Genomic DNA, 19227 nt, shown 5'->3' with positions numbered 1-19227 from the left:
GTTTAAAAAATAGGTAAATTAATGTAAACCCAATTATTACCCTCTGTGTTAAAAATTACATTCTCGGCATTGACAAATATCAAAGAAGCATTGGTTATATAACCTCGACCCGTTACAGGATTAATTGTATCTTGATAAAAAACGTCCCAATTATAGCCGTCTTTTGAAATTAATATTTTTCCTAAAATATTTTTAGAATTGGCTATATCTATGTCATGCCACCCTATAAGTGCATATACTACTCCATCTTTCCTAACAATTGAATTTCCTGCGTATAAACCAGCTTCTTCCATTTCATTGGATTCGTGATTTGTTACATCTATAACCCATTCTACTATAGGCTTACTATTTTTATCGCCTCTATTATATCTATAAATTCCCGCTCTTTCGGAATCGTGGTTAAATAATACATAGTCTTCGGTCACTAGTATGCCTGTAAATTGAGTGTGTATCGAATTTACGCCTTGCTCACTTTTGTAAGGTACTTGCGATTTATTCCATGAATTACCTAAGTCGTCAGAATATAGCAGATAAGTGTTAGTGTAGCCGTCACCCGTACTAACCCATATTCGATTGAAAATATAGTCGTAAGCAGAGCCGTGTATATGTCCATTATTTAACCAAGTGTTATAAGGAGGATTGTAAATATTTAATTTTTCATCGAAAGTTTTCCCAAAGTCTTCAGAAACCCAAAGCCTACCAGCCACGCCTTGCGTGCCATAATCGTTAATCACTACTATATTTTGATAGAAAGAAAACCCCCAGCCTAAAGAGAAAGTAACATAAGAATTAGCAGGCCCGTGGTTCATATTTAATACCTCTTCGACTTCCCAAATTCCGTTGTTTTTTTCGGCTCTATATAATACTTTTTCAGCATACGTATAAAATTCCTCTTTAATTTCGCCCTGGATATATAAAACCCCGTCAGCATTTACTATCATTTTAGGATCTATGTAACCTAACTTTTGATCGGTTATACTAAAAAGTTCTCTATATGTTAATCCGCCATCAGTACTTTCGAAAATTGTGTTAATATTCCCCGTTTTTTCATACCCGAAAATAACGCCGTTTTTTGGTGTATTTGTAATTTTCTCAATTCGCCCCTTGTTTTTCAAAACGCTATAATCTCTGTTAGAAATTAAATAGTTATGTATTAAATTGGCTTTATTATTGGCTTCTATTACTCTTTCCCAATCGTCTAATTCTTCTGACTGTTTTTTGAAAGAGACACCGTTTTTAAGCTTGAAATCTTCCCCATTTTTAAAACCTTGCCAAACGGTAGGATATGTGTTAGAATCATCCTTATCTATATAGAATATTTTAAAATAAAAATTATTGGCTACACTAGCTTGAATATACATAGTGTCCTCTGTCGTGATAAAATAATCAGCTATAATTACAGCTTCCGCACCAGTAGGTCTTATAACGGATTTAATGAATCTCTTATTAGCGTCATATAAAGCTACAGAATAAATTAAACTTAAATAGCCTACGTAACCTATAGTAGAATTAGGTTTAACTTTAATTAAGCCTGTTCTATTCCAGGAATCACTATTATGTAAACTTCCGTCAAAAGCTACACCCGAACCACTAATCAAGTTTACTTCAAGTTCCTCGTAATCAAAGATTTTAGGACGAGCTTTTTCGGTATTATTAATTAGTTTAAATTCAGATGAGTTAGCTATATTAACAACTAATCTTATAGTGGCAGCATTTTCTGCCAGGACTTCGAATTGATAGAACCCGTTAATGCCTCCGTGGTTAATTTTTTGAACTATCCGACCGTATTTATCGTAGATGTGGGCTAAATCAAAATACGAAGAATTAGCGGTATTAACCCCTACATAAGTTAACTGCATTTCTTTAACTACGGGTATAAAATCCGTTATGGAATATTCCGTATCAGATACTTGAGAATTATCAGTAGCTAATATTTTATTAGGAAAAACAATGTCGTGAAAATCGGCAATAATTTGATACTCTCCAATGTGATCAGGCTTAACCGCGTAATTAGTAATATCTAATATCGCATTTTCTTGGAATGGATAATTAACTATTTCTTGAAAAGTATCGGCTTCTGAAAAGTCTACAAATAAAATTCCTTCGCACAAGGCACTCGTTAAAGGAATTTCATTTACACCTATTGAAAGGGGATAATTAACTATGCTAAATATATTAGTATTGTCCTTGTCTCTTATAACTAAGCTTAATTTGGAATTAAATGAGGTGTAGGCTAAAGTTTGAAGCCAAAACCCCCTTCCTTTCCATAATCCTTTTAAAGACAAACTCTTAAAAGCATTTTTATTTTTTAAATTATCTGTAACTATTAAATTATAAGTACTATAATTATTTACATCAAAATGCAATTCATTAGAATTTTGCATCAATTCCTTAATGAAAGAAGTATTTTCATCAAGAAACTTGACAATTTTATTCAGTTCTGATGCTTGAAGATATTCATTTGGATCATCTCCTTGAGGAATTGGATTTCTATCGATATGTTCAGGAATTTCAGTCGGAATTCTTGAGTTTATTTCTTCGGTTGAAAACTCTTTCATTTGTTAAATAATTTTGTGATAAAAAATAAATTAAGTGTTGTTTGCAATGAAACTTGTACTAAATACCAAATGAAATAGATAAATATTGGAATGTGTAGATCAAACAATAAATCTACACAAACCAATAAAAACCAAAACGCAACAAAAGAAACAAAATGAGAAAAACACAGTTCACAATAACCTAATATTTTGCTTAAAAAAAGACCTTTTTTAGTTCCTGAAATATCCCATTTTCTAAGAGTTTTTTGCCAGTCGAATAATAAATCCAACCATTGCCCCTCTTGAATTGACATATAAAAGATGAAGCTAAATGAAGCTACGCCAAGTAAATAGAATATAATTAATATTGTTAATAGCATGTTTTATAAGTTTTAAAGGAATAAAATCCTTGTAGTTCATTATTTGGGTTAAATACTTGAATTAAGTATGTAAAATCTTCATTCAGTTTTTCGTTAATTATTAATTCCTCGTTAGCTTCATAATTTTTCTTCACAACTTTTACGATGTTCATAAAATTTATTTCAATTCGCCACTCTCCAGGAATATCTGCTTTTATACCAATTGGAATTGGTTCGCATGCACTAAAGCAACCTAGTTTTATTGCATTTTTTATACATTTCATAAGCAATCTTTGCACGGGTTACAATCAAAACAATCACGGTCATTTGGCTGAAAATTTTCAAACATTGTAAAACCTATTTTTATCAATGTTTTATTTCCTAATCGTGCTAAAATATTTTTTTGTGCATCTGATTTAAGGAATGAATATTCCGAAGTAATTACTTTCTCATTTGTAATAAATGCTCTGTTTATTTCAATTTCGTTGAAAGTTCCAAGCGCATTTAATAAACATTTCAATAATTCATTTGGATTAGCATCTGAAACTACAGCTACTAAAACAACTGGATTTTTAAGTTCTAAATTGGAAAGATGGGCCACAATTTCATTTGTTTTTGAAATCTGAATATTTCCATCATTTCGTAAATAGAAGTAATTCCCGAATCGATCATCAACACCATAAGCAATCGAAGTATCATTTTCGTACGAAACAATTCTTTCGGCAGTATAATCCAAGAATAAATCTGAAAATCCATTATCAAAGAATTTCAATTTATTTAAAATATTGTCTTTTATTTCAGATTGATTAATCAGCATAAAAAATGGATTTATGTATTTTCTTCAAAGCAGTAACAACACGTTGTTTCATTTTTAAAACTTCATTATCTGATAATTTAAAAATTGCTTTTCCGTATTTATCTTCTAATTTTTGAGCCTTATCGGCATTTTCTTTATCAGTAAAACCAATTACAAAACCATTTGCGTCAACATTTGATTGAATTGATTTTCGTAAATCTCCTGAATAAACCAAATTCACAGATTCATTTTTCAAACCTTGAACTTGTTTTAATTCTTTATAACCACTTTTTAACTTCATTGTTTTTCCGCTTTTGCTTGTTGAAGTAAAAGCAGCCTTTTTTACAAATTGCTCCTTTGTAGCGTTCATTGGTTTTTCTGAATATTCACCTATTTTTGATTCGTCAGAATCTAAACCTTTAGTGAAAATTCTATTTTTATATTCATTAGTTATTGATTCGGCTATTTCAGGATATACAGTTTCATTCAAACGTTTTGGTAAACTTTCTTTTAAGTATTGAATTTTTTTTATGTAATCCTGAATTTCCATTATACGTTAACTACGATTTTCACTTTTTGACAATCGATACAATCAGTATCGTTAATTAATAAATTTGGCACACTTTCAACAAAAGCATTCCAAGTTTCGCGGTATTCATTCTCCAGTTCAATAGATAGTTTTTCTGCTTCATCACGTCCGTAAATAATGAATGAATTGATTCTATCATTATGGATGCGTTCTTTCAAAATATTTGCACGTGTTTTAAGAAAAATAATTTTTCCAACATACGATTTAGAGTATCGACAAAGCAAACTTTCATAATCACATTCACACGTAAATACAGCGTTAATTCCGAATCCCTCGCGTTGAACTTCATTACCATTGTTATATCCTTTCACATATCCGCATTCGTTAGGAATAGTACCGCCACAACCAACTAAACACGTTAGATTTGATGCGTAAGTAGGAATGTTATCTAAATAGATATTTACTTTTGAATTTTCAATTCTGTGATTGATTGAAAACTTATTTATTTTTCCTCCGATTAATTGGATAGGAATTTGTTTTATTTCTGAACCATCTTGAATAAACAAATTTGTATTTGTATGATCTGAAATAGGATAAATCAAAACATCTTGTACAACAAGTTTTTTGATTGAATTTGGTCGATGATTTTTTAAATTTCTGTTGATAGAGATTCCTTGTTTATTATTCGCTGTATTTGTGTACGAATTATTGAATTCTCCAGTAACAATTGAAGTGCTGAAAATTTTAGTTATCAAATTATTAGTATTCAATAGCGCAATGAAATCATTAACAATATCCCTTGTCGCATTTGATAATTGCTTTTTCAAAAATTCATAACCATTTGGAGTGTCTGAATTTGCAATTTGAGCAACATTGGAAAGATTAATTTCAGGCGCATCAAGAATATCATAACCACTTGAACTAATAATTTTTTCATTATTACAAGGATTAGAAACTGAAACTATATTTGATAAGCAATTAGTCATAACTTTTTATTAAAAAACCCGCCCGTACTCATAGTAACTAAGATCAAGGCGGGTACAATCAACACTATTATATTTTTTACACTTGTTTTGTGAATGCAATTTGAATTATATCATTGATATTACCAGTAATTGGCGAATATCCTTGATAAGTGATTTTAGTACCACTAACCGCAAATTGATAAGTTCCAGCTGAATTTAAAGCAGCTGCTAAATCATTAATATCATTAATGTTTGCTTCAACTCCGAAATCTGTAGAACCTAATTTAATTGTGTCTACAAATTTTGGATAACAATCTGCTGGAGGTGTCCACTCAAATACAGATTTTTGAATTGGTGTAACTGGTGTTACATCAGGACAAACAGTAGGCGCAACTTGGCAACTATTGAAATGGAATACTCCATTTACAGAAGCGTCGTTACAAACACGATCAGGCATAAAGAAAACATCCCAAAATAACCCAAATTGAAAACGCCATTCACCAAATTTATTACCATCTGCACAAGGTTCGTGTACTACATCTAAATCCCACATTAAACCAGTAACTGGATCTATGATTGAACCAAAATAAATATTTTTACCATTACCTTGACTGAATAATCCCTCAATATCAGTAACAGACAAACCTTTTAAATCAGTTGACCATCTATCTGTATTTTCAGTATAGGATACAAATTTTAAAACTTGCGGGTCGAATGCAATTAAATGTTCTCCACCTCCAAATGCTTCATTTACTGCATTGTCATAGAAATAGTTATTGTAAGGCAACCCAGCGGTATTTATACCATCTTGATTTTGTCCTGAAATAGGAAGTAATGAACGAACAAATTGAACCTGAGAACCACCAATAACGATTGGTTGATTTAATTCTGCGTTTGAAAATGTATTTGCGATTACAACATTTCCGAAAGGGTCAATTACTTTCTTTTCTACATCAAATAATGATACAACTTTACTTTGTGAACCATCAGGAAAACGTCCCATATTTTTAATAAAGTACGCAATTAACTGAATGTTGAATGATTTTCGAGCAGCTGCTAAAGCATTCGAAAACATTTCCATAAAGTAGCTATTTGGCGTTATTCCATCTAAATCGTGTAATTCTTTTGCAGAAATTGCAAATACAGGTGATTTTGAACATTGTTTGATGTAATAATCTTTTGTACTTGGTTTTAATGTAGTACCAGTATCGCAAATAGTTTTAGAACAATCAAATTCTAATTCACAAATAGGAGGAAAATATTTTGCAGTAAATTTTCGTGCACCATTTTCATTTTTATAATCACTTTGTTGAATAGTCGTATTCATACGTGATGCAGCAATAACTGCTTCTGAAAATTCATGTCGAATTGCACTAGTCAAAGACCAATTGCGTATCCAACGTTGTACGTTGATATGAAATTTTTTCATTATGATAGATTTTTAAATACTTAAAATGTTTTGTGAAGTTTTTAGGCACTTCGAAAACCTACCAGTATGGTTTTAGGACTTTACATACAACGTCCACAATATTTTTGAACCTTAGCTAATTATAAATTAGCTAAGGCATCGTTTGTAGTTTTATCAATTCCAGTATTACTGAAAGATGATTGGTTTTGTTGATTACCGCCTTTGTCCGTTTCCGTTTCATCGTGACGATTATCTTTTTTTACAATACCTAAACCTGTTAGATATTCAGTTGCAAAATCAGATGGATTTAAGAACTTATTGTTATCAACAATTATTGGTTTTTCAATATTTTCTTTATCTCTAAATTCTAATTCATTTTTTTCATTCATCATTAAATGATATTTTTCTGACATTGCAGATTTCAATAAATTAGTTCTAATCGAAACATCTCCATCAACTAAAGGAATAGTAGGAAGTATTTTTGTTGTCAAATAATCAGAAATACGATAATCAACTAATTTATTATCTGATAAACTCAAAGCAGTCTGATGATCTGTTTTTAATTTATCAATTTCGACTGTATGCTCTTCAATCGCTTTTATCAATTGACCTCTTAATTCTTCCGAATCTTTACCTTTATTGGCGTCAAGAATTTCAACTAATTTTGAAATTTTATCTGCATCGGATAAATCTTGTAAATCAACTAAAGGGATTTGATTATTAGAAGCTTTACGAATATATCCGTTCAGCTTTCCTCCAAATTCTCCCGCAACTTCTTTGATTTTATTAGGAAGTACAGATTCATTGAATTTTGTTAAATAAATCGGTTCTTTGGTCGCAATAAAACTATTTAATGTTTCATCTGCATTAAAAGTCGAATCAGCTTCTTCAATTGAATTAACTATCTCCACAGCTTGTGCAATTCCCAGTCCTGAAAATACTGCCTGAATTTGTTCCTTTGTTAGTTTCATATAATGTTGTTGTTATTGATTTTTTTTTAAAACTTTGAATTTTGATTCATCGTTATAATATTTTTCAGCCGCGACTATTGAAGTCTTGAATTGTGTTCCTTTATCAGTTCCATCAAGAATTTCAATTAAACACTCGCCAAAACCTAAAGGAATATCACTTTGCTTAGTTTCAATAATCTCAGGTTTTAAAACTTCTTCTTCTTGTTTTCTTTTTCCCATGACTATTTGAAATTTGAAATTATTCTTGCTGTTTTTTCGCTTACAGAAATATTGTAATTCAATCCTTTTACCTCAACCGTACCATCAACTGCATTTTGACGCAATGGTTCAGTTTTTGGCTCAATAATCTCAGCTTTCAAAGGCTCAACAGTCGCATCGTTATTTTCCGTTGTAACTTCCGTTTGGTTATTTTCTAAAACAACTGGCTCTAAAACTTCGTTTGTAGTTTCAGTATTTTGAGTTTCTAAATTCTCAACAGTCGCATCGTTATTTTCCGTTGCAACTTCCGTTTGATTATCTTTTTTCTTAGCCATAGGGATATTATTTATACAAATATAAATATTATAAATATATTAATCAATAATATTAATTTCTTTTATTAACTCTTCAACTGATTTTGTTCGAATGTAATCCTTTGACTTGTCGATTATAATAGAATTAATTTTGTTTTTAATTCGAATAGATTCAGTAATGTTATCATCTGTAATCAATCCTAATTCTTTTGAAAGTTTAATTTCATCAAGCGTTAATCCAAAAGTCTTATCAAGATTGGCATAGATTTGATTTATTTTTAAATCAACATCATTTCCTTTATATCGTTTATTTACAAATTCGTTAATCAAATATTTTCTTACATGAATAGGAGTACCATTGGATTGAGCAGTAGATAATTCGTCCAACAATTCTTGTGCATTTTGCGTTTCGAATTTGTAAGGCTTTTGAAGTGTGTAACCTCCTTTAACCTTTTTAGAATCAGGACTTCTGTAACTAATGAAACATTTTAAACAAAAGTCTTTTAACTCAAATAATCTATCCGATACACTTGAAGTGAATTGATATAGATTATCGCGATCAATTGTTTTTGCAAGCCCGCTCTGCGCTTCATCAACTTTTAATAAATTCAACGCATCAAGAATGCTATTAAAAATATCCTTGTTTTTATTACGATGATATTGATTAATGCCAACATCAGGATTAATAATTTTAACCATTTGCTTGTCCATTTCTTCAACAGGAACTTCATAGCGTTCAGCTGGATTAATGGAAATTTGCTTTTTACCATGACAAGTTTTACATTCAACTTGTTTAACACCATTTGGATATAAATCGCATATTTCAACATCTGCCTGTGTAGATCCAATTCCGTTACACGTTGGACACTCTACCGTTGCCTGTTGTATGTAAGGATGTGAAGCTTCTTTATCAATTAACTGCTCAGAAGAATAAGAAGAAATAAATTCGTCAGCGATAGGGATTGCATCGTCTACAAATGATTTATAAAAACCATTGTTTGCAAATATTCCACCTAATCTTATTGCGGGAATATATCCGAAATCGTGATGAAAGTAACCATCTTCTTTTGTCCATTCTGATTTTTCATTTTTACGAAAACGAATTATATCCTTTTCATTAATCCAAAAAATATGTTTGTCATCGTTAGATTTAAAGATTAAATCTTTATCATCTTGATGTAGAATTTTCGTAATTGAAACATAATTAAATGAAACTTCTAAAGGATTAGTATTGTTTTGAAGTTCATTTTTATGTTTTGACGGAATTACCACTAAATATCCGTTCGGGTCCTCAAACAATGTTTGAAGAAAAATGTTTTTGAATAATGATAGAAAATTATTCTTTTCTAGGAAGTTGTTTCCCTCTAAATAATCTGAATTTTCTTTATCATCAATTTTCAATGTATGTTTCGTGTCCTGATAAATCAATCCTCGCACTACATTAATTAATCGTTGAAATGCTGATTTTGTAAGTGGTTTATATTGGCTGTAACGCCAATCTCTCGTAACTTCTTCCTCTCGCGGATGTCTTGAAAGTAGAAATTTTTCAAATAAGTTTTGATAATTATCATCAATGTAACCTGGAGGATATATTTTTCCGTTGTTACTTCTGTTTGATAAATCTTTGAACGCTGGACGAGCTCCTTTTGTGTGCAATGTTATTGCATAGTAAACGTCCCTAGCTTGTTGATACGAACTAGGAACGCTTTGATTTTTTATTATTTCCTGTACTTTAGAAATATTCATTACCATTTACCAGCTAATGCAGCAACTTCATTTAAGTTAATAATTGGCTTGTATTTCATAGCTAACGGATCACCTTGAAATGTTAATGTACCGGCTTTAATTTCAATCGCACCTCCTTTTGATAAATTCTCAAAATTTCTGTGCATTTGAAAAGTTGCTGGTAAACCAATTCCGTAATCATCAACTGGCGCAACTAGATCACCGTTATTCATTACGAAAGCGTAATTTAATTGTGATTTATGCTCTAATTTATCTTGCCAAAAATCGTAATCGACAAATAAATTTTTTGATGCGCCGTCAGGAATCTCAACCTTGATTCTATCTTCAAATGTAATTTGACGCTCTACAATTTCTTGTTCGGCTGGTCTGCTGTCTGATAATTTACGTTCTTCGTAAGTTGGGTCAGCCACTGTTACATTTACTAATTCATTTGAAAAAACAATAGCTCCAGCAGTCACTAATGCTTCTAAAGCAGTAGATGTTAATGGCTGAGGAAGTTTAACATCACATTTATAAAATGCTAAACAACGGATATTTACCTTTCTGTACTCAATTCTACAAGCAACAGCTTTAACGTCTACCAGTTGAAAGTCAGCACACGCGGTTGGACATATTGACATAAGTAACAATTTTAAAATTAAACAATTATACCTACAAATATAAATAATATTAATATATTAATTTGTATTATTAATTAAATATTACAATCCTGATAAGCATTGAATCTCAATTTTTGATTTGATAGAGTTATTCCATCTGAGTTATATAAAGTAAATTCTATTGTAGCTGTCGAATAAGCTTCATTAAGACAAGGACGTAAACACATTTTTGCATTACAACCAATTTTACCTTGTGAATTCAAAGTAAGTGTACCATCTTTTGTTGCTCCATTTTGAACAGTTCCCCAAGTAAAAGCAGATGCAACAGTATCTGTATTAATCACAAAATTAAAATTATGGCCTACAACTTCGATACACTTCATTTGAAATTTTACAATTTCGTTGGGTTTTCCGATAATATCAAAATTAATTTCTTCACCTTCGTTTCCACAAGTTGCAGGATAAACACCTTGAATATTTGTAATTTGTAAATCCCGTACAATTACCTCTTTGTATTTAACAGAAAGAATATTAGAAGTCGCAGTGTTATTTTTTGAATCAGTCACTTTAACTCTGTAATAATAACTTGTTGGCTTTGTTCCAACAACCTGAACAATTTGATTTGTAATAGCACTTTGTACACTCCAATTTACATTATTACTAGAAACTTCTAATTCAGTTAAAACAATGTCATTCTCTGCGTCAGTTGCATTAATAGCTATGTTTAAATTAAAATTATCAGTTGTATATTCTTTATCAGGACTAGAACTCATATCGGTCCAATGAATATTAACTAAAGGTGGTGTATCATCATCTCCGCCGCCACCTCCACCATAACATGGAGAATCAAGAAAACTAGGAGTTGAAAGAGTTCCATCAGCACAAACGGTTTTAATCTCTGCTGTGTATTCTTCTTCATCAAGATTTGTGATTGTAAAAATGTTTGTAGTTGGATTTGGTAGAAAATCTAACCAAGATCCGTTCGGTTTCTTTTTATAACGAACACGAAAACTCATTCCATCTATCAAGACTGGATTAGCTACTTTTATTTCCCAATTAAATGACATTTTTATTATAATTTAAGTTTAACGAAATTGATAAATAACCTTTTGAAAAATCAAGATTTTCAGAAGTATAAAAAATAGTTCCATCGTTCATAATAACAATATCATCGCTATTATTTTCGATGTTGATAGTTTGATTTGGTGTTACATTTGCACTCAAAACTCCTATAGATTCTGTTATAAAGTTTTCTTCTGAAGTAATTGTTTTATTTTCAATTGTAAAATTCAACGTAACATTTCCGAACTGATCTACTTTGATAACAAAACCATTATTTATAGTCCAGTTTTCAGCTAACGTAATTGAACCGTTTTGATTTTGAATTTCTATACATTGAGATGTAATTTGTGTAGGTTTAAAACAACTTTCAACTTCATAACAATAACCAGTAATACCATTTGGAACAACACACATACCCTCAATACCATCACAAAGATTATTTGGTTTAACACAGTCATCACGGCGAACATATATGCGATTTGGTGGTGTGAATTCCCAATAATGGATAAAACTAGGTACAGTACCGTATGTATCAATCTTGATAACCGAAATAGGAGTACATTCAATTTTGGTTACATCAAATTCTTCAACCGAAATTATATCAGATAAAGAATTAAAGTAATTCATCAAATCTTGAAATAGAAAACCAATTAATTTTCCGTTTTCATCGTAATAAGCTTGGTCTTTTGTGCCACCAAAAATGGCATAGTAATAACAAAGCATTGTACAATCTTCCTGACAACTAAAATCATTGACAATTACTTTTTTCTCTAAATTTGTATCAAGCAACCAACTACAAGTGTTTCGAATTGTATCTTTTTTGAAGATTGAGCCTTTTTTATGGATGTATTCGTTAGAATCTACATAAATTCTTTTTCCACTAAAAATAAATTCTATCTCATCAGATTTCCATTGTGGAAATTCGATAAGACCAGTAAATTTATAAACAGAAGTATAATCAACACGTTGTGTGCGTCCTAAAAATGAAACTTCCTTTTCAAATTCTACAGGTTGTTTAACGATTTCAGATTCTATCCATTGAGTATTTGAATATTTTAAATCAGGATCATTTCCTTGAAAATTTAATAATTCCTTAGGGTCGCCGTAATACAAACCTGTTACATTATCCAAACACTCGTATACACTTTCAAGACGAAGCATAGGAAGTTTGCAACCAGTTTCATCAACTGCATAAATTGCGTAAATAGGTAAAATCTTTGTTGCACCACCGCCAAGAACCCCAGCCAAAGGAAAAGCCAAAGCCATTGAACGCGCAATTTCAACACTAAAAATCTGATTACAATCAAAATATAACTGCCATTTCTTCGTGCCTTGTTGGTAAATAGATTCAAAATGATTTGGTAGTTCTGTTGGATTCCGAACATAATCCAAACCATTTAATTTGATAAAACTTTTTCCTAACGAAAATTCATTCCATTCTGACTCTTCGAATTCAACATAACATCTACGATTTGGATGTAATCTTCTGTAAGTTTCAGTAATTTTATTGAATACAGTTTGACCAGAATTTTTGATTTCAATTTGAAATGTAAAGCAATCAATAGGAAATTCATTTGCCCATTCGCGTAATTGCAAATTAAAATATCTGAAATTATAAATCGATTTGGCGAATTGAATTCGGAATTGATGTGTAATATCTTTAATAAAAACCTCGCCATTACAATTGTATAACTTAATTTCTATTGTGTAATCATTCCAAGTCTGCTCAGGTAATTGACCTTGCAAATTAATATCAGATGCTACAATAACAGGTTCTGAATATGGTTTTTCAAAACCGCACAAATTATTTAATTGTAATTGTGAAAGTGTGTCAACAAAAATCATATTATACCTTTTATTTTTATATGTCTGCCTTTACTATTTTTTGAATTAAAATTTAATTCAATTTCTTTGATGATTCCATCTTTGTAAAATTGTCCTGCATCAATTTTTACTTTTCGTTCAATATTGATATTTCCAGAATTATTGAAAATATTTAGGCGTTTAAGATTTTCGCAGCAAAGAGGAATTGATAATTCAAACTCTTTATTAAAATTTGGATTGATTCGCGGGTCCTCTGATTGATGAAAATCCCATAGATTACCTTTGTATTGCGCATCAAAATACATAGGGTAATTAATCAAATAAGTATTTTCTTTTAAGAAATCATCATATTGTTCCTCTCCTTTATCTGTTTTGTTATAAGGAATTCCAGCTGTATTATATTTTTCATTTGGACTTGGTAAAAGATGTCCGTATTGAAATTTTCTTACTGCTTTTGCTGCTTTCTTATTTTTTCCATCCCAAATAATTAAACGAGGTAACATCGTTGTGTTATTTTGCATTAATACAGAATAATTAAAACGTGTCATTCGCTTTTTAACTTCGTTTTTAGAAACTAAAAAAGTAGGTCCCGTAAAAATTACTGCTAATATATCCCCCCAAATTCCCAAAGGATTCAAAGTTTGACTTACATAATCTTTATCAATACCATCATTTCGGAAACGAGTAGGCGCAAAATCTATAAGTGTTTTATCTTCATTACCTGATAAAATAGGATTAATTGGTTTATTGAAGTCAATAATATCATTATAACGAACTCGACAATCTGATGTTAAATTGTCAAATGCGTCTGTCGAGTATCCAACACGCACATAAGCTGGTTTATTCACTGTATTCCATGAATAACAAATGTTATCAAGTACAATATTTTTATCTGAATCAATAAAATCAAAAACAAAATCGTGATTATCTAATTTATCTACATGGTCAAAAAACAAAACACCGCCTTTTACATACCACTTTGCATTGAAAACTTTTTTCAGTTTATCCAGCAACATATCAAGCGTTAGTAACGGATCATTATCTTGTTGCCAAAAATTATTACCATCTTTATCAACACCTTTTCGAACTTCAGCTGAAAACAACGTTAAATTGTAATAATCTGAATCAGGATTAAAAAAGAATGGAATTGAATCTTGAGTAATTGTAATACCGCATTTTGAACATACATTTTTTATATAATCACGAACAAGTGGTGCTGGATGTTCGCGTCCACAACCAAATAAATCAACAAATATTTCAAGAAATGTATTCTTTATATCTTTCATATCAGGTAATTTCTTGATTTCGTTTTTCAGTTTTTTTAATTTTCCAAACGATAGAAAATTTAAAATACTAACGATAACAAGTAAAATACCTTTAATAACAGTCAAGAATAAGCCTAAAACCATTGCTACAATTCCAACTACTCCTAAAATCTGAAATAACAAGGATAGTAAGAAAGTTGGACGAAACTCATTACAATATGAAAATCTAGGATGCTCATATTTTCCATCAAACATACCTAAATGATTATCTGTAATTAAAGTCGAGTAAATACAAGTATAGAAATCATCTTTCTGCTTTAGATTGACCTCGATATTACAATAATCGTCATTACAATAATTTAATCCATCACTTTTAATAACGAAATCAACAATATCACCACAATTCTCTATCTCAATTTTCACTTCGATACCATTTAACGGCGATGCAACATGATCCATCAACCAATCTTTTACAAACTTGAAAGCCTCCCCAAAAAACTGTAGTTCTCCTGATACTGATTTTTCAATATTTGAAATTGATTTAGAGTTATTCGTTGAACGAACTTTCCAATTTGTAGAAAATTCATCTAAATTATCAATGTAATTTGTAAAATCTTTAAACTCATTATTTGGCAATTCTCCTTGTACAACACTTAACGAATTAGGATTTAAACCTGTATACCAAACTGGTTGTTGATATTCATCATAAAGCTGGAGTTTACGCATATATAATTTCAGCTTCATAATAAATCTCTTTTACGTTTTTTCGCATTAACTGCATTTGTCATTGCAACAACTCCGTCCTGATCTATAGAAAATGAACTCGGTTTTTGATTTTCTACAGCATCTACAACTTTTTGAACAGTATTAGAAACGTTATCCAATTTTGATTCTAATGCCTTAAAGTCATTCTTCTTGTCAGCTGGAGAAATTACACCAATATTTGGATTTTTCATTGTAAGATTCGGAACAGAAAAAGCCATACCGTCATTCATCATTCGTAAAATTTCGGCATTATCCCCCGCCTTTGTTCCTTTTGCTGTGATAACACTCTCTCCACGACTCAAACGCGCTGGAATACTATCAGATGTTTCATTACCTGGTCCATTTAAGCCAATTACTCCATCTTTAAATCCTGATATATTATCTTGCGTCAAAGATTTAACCATTGCGAACCCTGAAACTAAAGCTCCAACTGTAGCAATGACTAATGGAATAGATAGCCAACCTCCACCCGATGCTGCTGCATTTGCAATTGCAAGCAAGGAAGCGGAAATTTGTTGAGCCGAATTAATTGCAATTTGAGCGCGTGCATGTTTTTCTTGTTGCGCTTGCGCTCTTTGAAGTCTATTTTCTTCTAATTGTAAAAGTTCAGCATTTCCACGTTCAGCAATTTGTTTTAAACGATCTACACGCTTTTCTCGGATTGATATTTCTGTATCAACAGCTTGTTGAAGTGCAGAAATAATTGTATTTGACGCGTTAGTTGCTCCATCTGCAATTTCAACAATATCTTTTGCAAGTGCTTGAAAAGGATTATCTCCATTTTCATTTATTTCGTTGTCTCTTTTTTTCTTTTTATTATAATCATTAATTTTAAGACTAATATTATTTTGAATACCTCCTAAAGATGATTCAGTAGTTTTTATTTGCTTATCTCTACCTTTTTTTTCTTCTTCAGTTAGTAAATCATAACCTTTTTTGTATTCTTTAATTAGATTTTCAAAGTATGTTTTTGTAATATATAGACTTGCTAAATCTTTTCTATATGCTAATTCTTCAGAATCTTTATTGAATTGCTTTTCTGCTTTTAAACGCTTACGTTTTGATAAACTTTCAGTGTCCTCCGATTTTGAAAGTTTATCACGAAGATTTCTTAATTCACGGTCATTATTATCTAATTCGGTTTGATACAATCGAAAGAATCGCTTTTGTTCAGAATCGGTGTAGGTATCAATTTTCTTATCCGCTAAATCCTTTAAATCCTCTAATTGTTGTAAGTCGTATTTTAGATTTATTTCACGTTCTTTCACGCGTCCATCCTCAATAATTTTAGCACGTAATTCTTGAAGTTTTTTAATATTAGCATTTACTGCTACTTGTTGATTTGTTGCAGATTTTACGACATCAGGATTAGAACTATTTAAATCATATGTTAAATTATCATTCTTTGTATAAAGGGATGATAATTGTGAATTAATCGAATCAATTCTATTGCTTGAATCACGTTTGGAGCTTTTCAATTCCTTAGCGCGAGAATCAGCAGTTAATTTAAAAATCTCATCATCGATATTTTTTTGGTCATCGATTAATTGCTTGATTAAATCCTCTGAACGCTTACGAATAGTGTCAGCATATTCTTTGAAACTATTATTTAGTTCATTAATACGAGTTTTGTTCGCTTCCTTTTCTGCTTGTTTCAAATATTTAGGGCGCATATTTGCGTACTTTAATTCAATTTCAAGTAGTTTTTGGCTGTTACTTTCTACAACTTCTGTAAGACGTTGATTGTATGTATCACGATCGATTAATTCCGATTCAAGATTAGAAAGTAATTGCGATTTCTTTTGTTCAAATCGTTGTTTTTCCTGTTCTTGTTCAATCTTCATTTGCTTGTCGATATTGTCAAGTGCAATTTCGTTCGGATCTTTTGGTTTTTTGGTAGATTTTTTTTTCTTTTTTGGGTCAGTTGGTTTAGAAACTTTAGGTTTAGGAGGATTAATCATGTCCTTAATTCCTTGAATTAACTTTTCTTGCGCTAAAATTTCCTTTTGATTAGCACCACTTTTTTTAAGCTCTTGTAATTCTTTTTGCTCTAAGGCTAGTGATTCCTTTAAACCAGCTATATAACTATCTTGTTCAGCATTAGCCAACTCAATATTATGTACTCTATCTTTATTTAATTGTCCGTTAAGTTTATTAAAATTTGCGAAATCATTTTTTAATTTATCTAAATCAGATGTCTTTTGAAATTGACTAGATACCATACCTCCACCTGGCATCATTGTATTACTTTCAAGCCCTTTAGATTCCTTACGAGATTTTTTGGTTAAATCAGCAAGAATTTCATTTCCTACTTTCTGTTGTTCTGCTGGACTTAAACGAGAAAAGCTAACTTCTGAATATCCGTATTTCTTTAATTCAGGTAAAAGCGTTTTTATTGCATCACGTTGTTTACGGATTAAATCGGTTTGTTTTTCAGTAATTCTACTTTGTTGTTCATCAATTAAAGCAAGGCGTATTTTATTCTCGTATTGTTGATTTAATACGGATAAAGCAGATGCTAATTGTTCTGTATTTGATTTTTCAGCATCAATTAAATTTAAGAATTCAGGATATTTCGCGGTGATTTCACTCATAATTACACTACGAACTTCCTCCTGATCGTTTGCTAAAATTAATTGACCAACCAAATTATTTAATTCAGCTTGTTGTTCTCTAAAACTATCTGCTGGACTTGTTTCAATCATTTTAGTAAACCAATCAACAGATTCTTTTACAACTCCTAATAAATCATTAAATGGTGTAATACCTTTATCTCCAATAGCAGAAAATAGAGCATCAAATGAATCACCAAGATTTGAAATTGTACCGCCTAAAGTTTTTGCTTGTGCATTCATTCCACCAGCAACTCCTTGAAGCTTACCAAATGATATAACAGCATTTCTTAAAGCTCCTTCATCAGTTTTCTTGACTTGCTTCTCAATTCCTTTGAACGAAAGAGTTACCATATCGCCTGAGGTTCTAGCTTTAATACCAAATTCTTTTAAACGTTCAAATTCTCCAGTTTGCGCATCCAATATCGCTTCAGTTAATTGATCAAATGATTTTCCTTGTGAAGCTGCCAAATCTCCAATATTTGTTAATTCATCTTTGGTTGGAACAAAACCACGATTTACAAGTTTTATAAATGAACCCGTAAGTTCATCAACTCCAAATGGTGTTACTTCTGCAAATTTTTTAATCTTTTCAAATTCTTCATTCGCTTTAATTGAGGATTGAAATGTATTTCTTAATGTCGTTCTATAACTTTCAAACTTTTGTGTTACTTCTTTGATTTGGTTTCCAAGTTGAGAAATACCAATCGTTCCACCAATCATTGGAAGTAAACGAGAAACGACACCACCTCCAGCACCTAATCCTAAACTACTCAATAAACCTCTGTTTTGGTTTACATTTTGAGCGGGATTAGTAGCGTTTAAACGATTACGAGTATTCGCAATCAAACCATTGTATCGGTCAATTTCTGTTTGTGAAGTAGCACGTCTACGTGCTTGTGCTAGAATTTGTAAACGACGCTCTAAATTTCCAATTATTCCTAATTCTTGATTAAGTGCACTGTTTAAACTTCGATTGGAAACAAGATTATCCTCTAAACTACGGCGATGATGATTTAATGCGACCGTATTTTGATTAATCATTCGATTAATTCGTTGACGAGTTTGTACATCTTGAACACCAGTACGATTAAATTGCTCAGCTAAACGAATTTGTCGTCTAGTTAAATTTTCTATACCCGCAATATTACCATTAACGGTTCTTACTGCTTGTTCAAGTTCTCTATCCTGAACGTCGTAAGTTATTCTGTGTATGATGTCCACAATTTCATCTGCCATAATACACAAAATTAATAATATTAATGCAGATATTAATA

General features: G+C 31.0%; 15 protein-coding genes. All 15 read right to left on the bottom strand.

The window, feature by feature from the left end:
- Window positions 1-2: 2 nt before the first annotated feature.
- On the bottom strand, window positions 3-2558 hold the full coding sequence (locus tag RSC72_RS06150) for a hypothetical protein (RefSeq protein ID WP_332543870.1): 2556 nt from the start codon (window positions 2556-2558) through the stop codon (window positions 3-5).
- A gap of 349 nt (window positions 2559-2907) precedes the next feature.
- Window positions 2908-3180: a hypothetical protein gene (locus RSC72_RS06145; RefSeq protein ID WP_332543869.1), complete on the bottom strand. Its 273-nt coding sequence runs from the start codon at window positions 3178-3180 to the stop codon at window positions 2908-2910.
- Window positions 3177-3713: a hypothetical protein gene (locus RSC72_RS06140; RefSeq protein ID WP_332543868.1), complete on the bottom strand. Its 537-nt coding sequence runs from the start codon at window positions 3711-3713 to the stop codon at window positions 3177-3179. The genes RSC72_RS06145 and RSC72_RS06140 overlap by 4 nt, the downstream gene beginning before the upstream one ends.
- Complete coding sequence (locus tag RSC72_RS06135; protein ID WP_332543867.1) at window positions 3703-4242, bottom strand: hypothetical protein; 540 nt, start codon at window positions 4240-4242, stop codon at window positions 3703-3705. The genes RSC72_RS06140 and RSC72_RS06135 overlap by 11 nt, the downstream gene beginning before the upstream one ends.
- Window positions 4242-5207 carry a hypothetical protein gene (locus tag RSC72_RS06130; protein ID WP_332543866.1) on the bottom strand — a complete coding sequence of 322 codons (966 nt, stop codon included), beginning with the start codon at window positions 5205-5207 and terminating at the stop codon, window positions 4242-4244. The genes RSC72_RS06135 and RSC72_RS06130 overlap by 1 nt, the downstream gene beginning before the upstream one ends.
- A gap of 76 nt (window positions 5208-5283) precedes the next feature.
- Window positions 5284-6615: a hypothetical protein gene (locus tag RSC72_RS06125; protein WP_332543865.1), complete on the bottom strand. Its 1332-nt coding sequence runs from the start codon at window positions 6613-6615 to the stop codon at window positions 5284-5286.
- A gap of 119 nt (window positions 6616-6734) precedes the next feature.
- A complete protein-coding gene (locus RSC72_RS06120; RefSeq protein WP_332543864.1) occupies window positions 6735-7565 on the bottom strand; it encodes a hypothetical protein in 831 nt (276 codons plus the stop codon).
- A 12-nt stretch (window positions 7566-7577) separates the two neighbouring features.
- A complete protein-coding gene (locus RSC72_RS06115) occupies window positions 7578-7784 on the bottom strand; it encodes a hypothetical protein (RefSeq protein ID WP_332543863.1) in 207 nt (68 codons plus the stop codon).
- A 2-nt stretch (window positions 7785-7786) separates the two neighbouring features.
- Window positions 7787-8098: a hypothetical protein gene (locus RSC72_RS06110; protein ID WP_332543862.1), complete on the bottom strand. Its 312-nt coding sequence runs from the start codon at window positions 8096-8098 to the stop codon at window positions 7787-7789.
- A gap of 39 nt (window positions 8099-8137) precedes the next feature.
- Window positions 8138-9823 (bottom strand): hypothetical protein, encoded by a 1686-nt coding sequence (locus tag RSC72_RS06105; RefSeq protein WP_332543861.1) that lies wholly within the window; start codon window positions 9821-9823, stop codon window positions 8138-8140.
- Window positions 9823-10443, bottom strand: a complete 621-nt coding sequence (locus RSC72_RS06100) for a hypothetical protein (RefSeq protein ID WP_332543860.1) — start codon at window positions 10441-10443, stop codon at window positions 9823-9825. Before RSC72_RS06100 ends, RSC72_RS06105 begins: the two co-directional genes overlap by 1 nt.
- Window positions 10444-10517: 74 nt before the next feature.
- Entirely contained in the window at window positions 10518-11489 is a 972-nt protein-coding gene (locus tag RSC72_RS06095) for a hypothetical protein (RefSeq protein ID WP_332543859.1), read from the bottom strand.
- A complete protein-coding gene (locus tag RSC72_RS06090) occupies window positions 11479-13329 on the bottom strand; it encodes a hypothetical protein (protein WP_332543858.1) in 1851 nt (616 codons plus the stop codon). The genes RSC72_RS06095 and RSC72_RS06090 overlap by 11 nt, the downstream gene beginning before the upstream one ends.
- A complete protein-coding gene (locus tag RSC72_RS06085; RefSeq protein ID WP_332543857.1) occupies window positions 13326-15317 on the bottom strand; it encodes a hypothetical protein in 1992 nt (663 codons plus the stop codon). The genes RSC72_RS06090 and RSC72_RS06085 overlap by 4 nt, the downstream gene beginning before the upstream one ends.
- Window positions 15314-19189 carry a hypothetical protein gene (locus RSC72_RS06080; protein WP_332565903.1) on the bottom strand — a complete coding sequence of 1292 codons (3876 nt, stop codon included), beginning with the start codon at window positions 19187-19189 and terminating at the stop codon, window positions 15314-15316. Before RSC72_RS06080 ends, RSC72_RS06085 begins: the two co-directional genes overlap by 4 nt.
- Window positions 19190-19227: the final 38 nt, after the last annotated feature.

The organism is Algoriella sp. (assembly GCF_036647415.1).
Lineage (GTDB): Bacteria > Bacteroidota > Bacteroidia > Flavobacteriales > Weeksellaceae > Empedobacter.
Note: the sequence above shows the minus strand (reverse complement) of the source record. Positions and strands in the feature narration are given on the sequence as shown.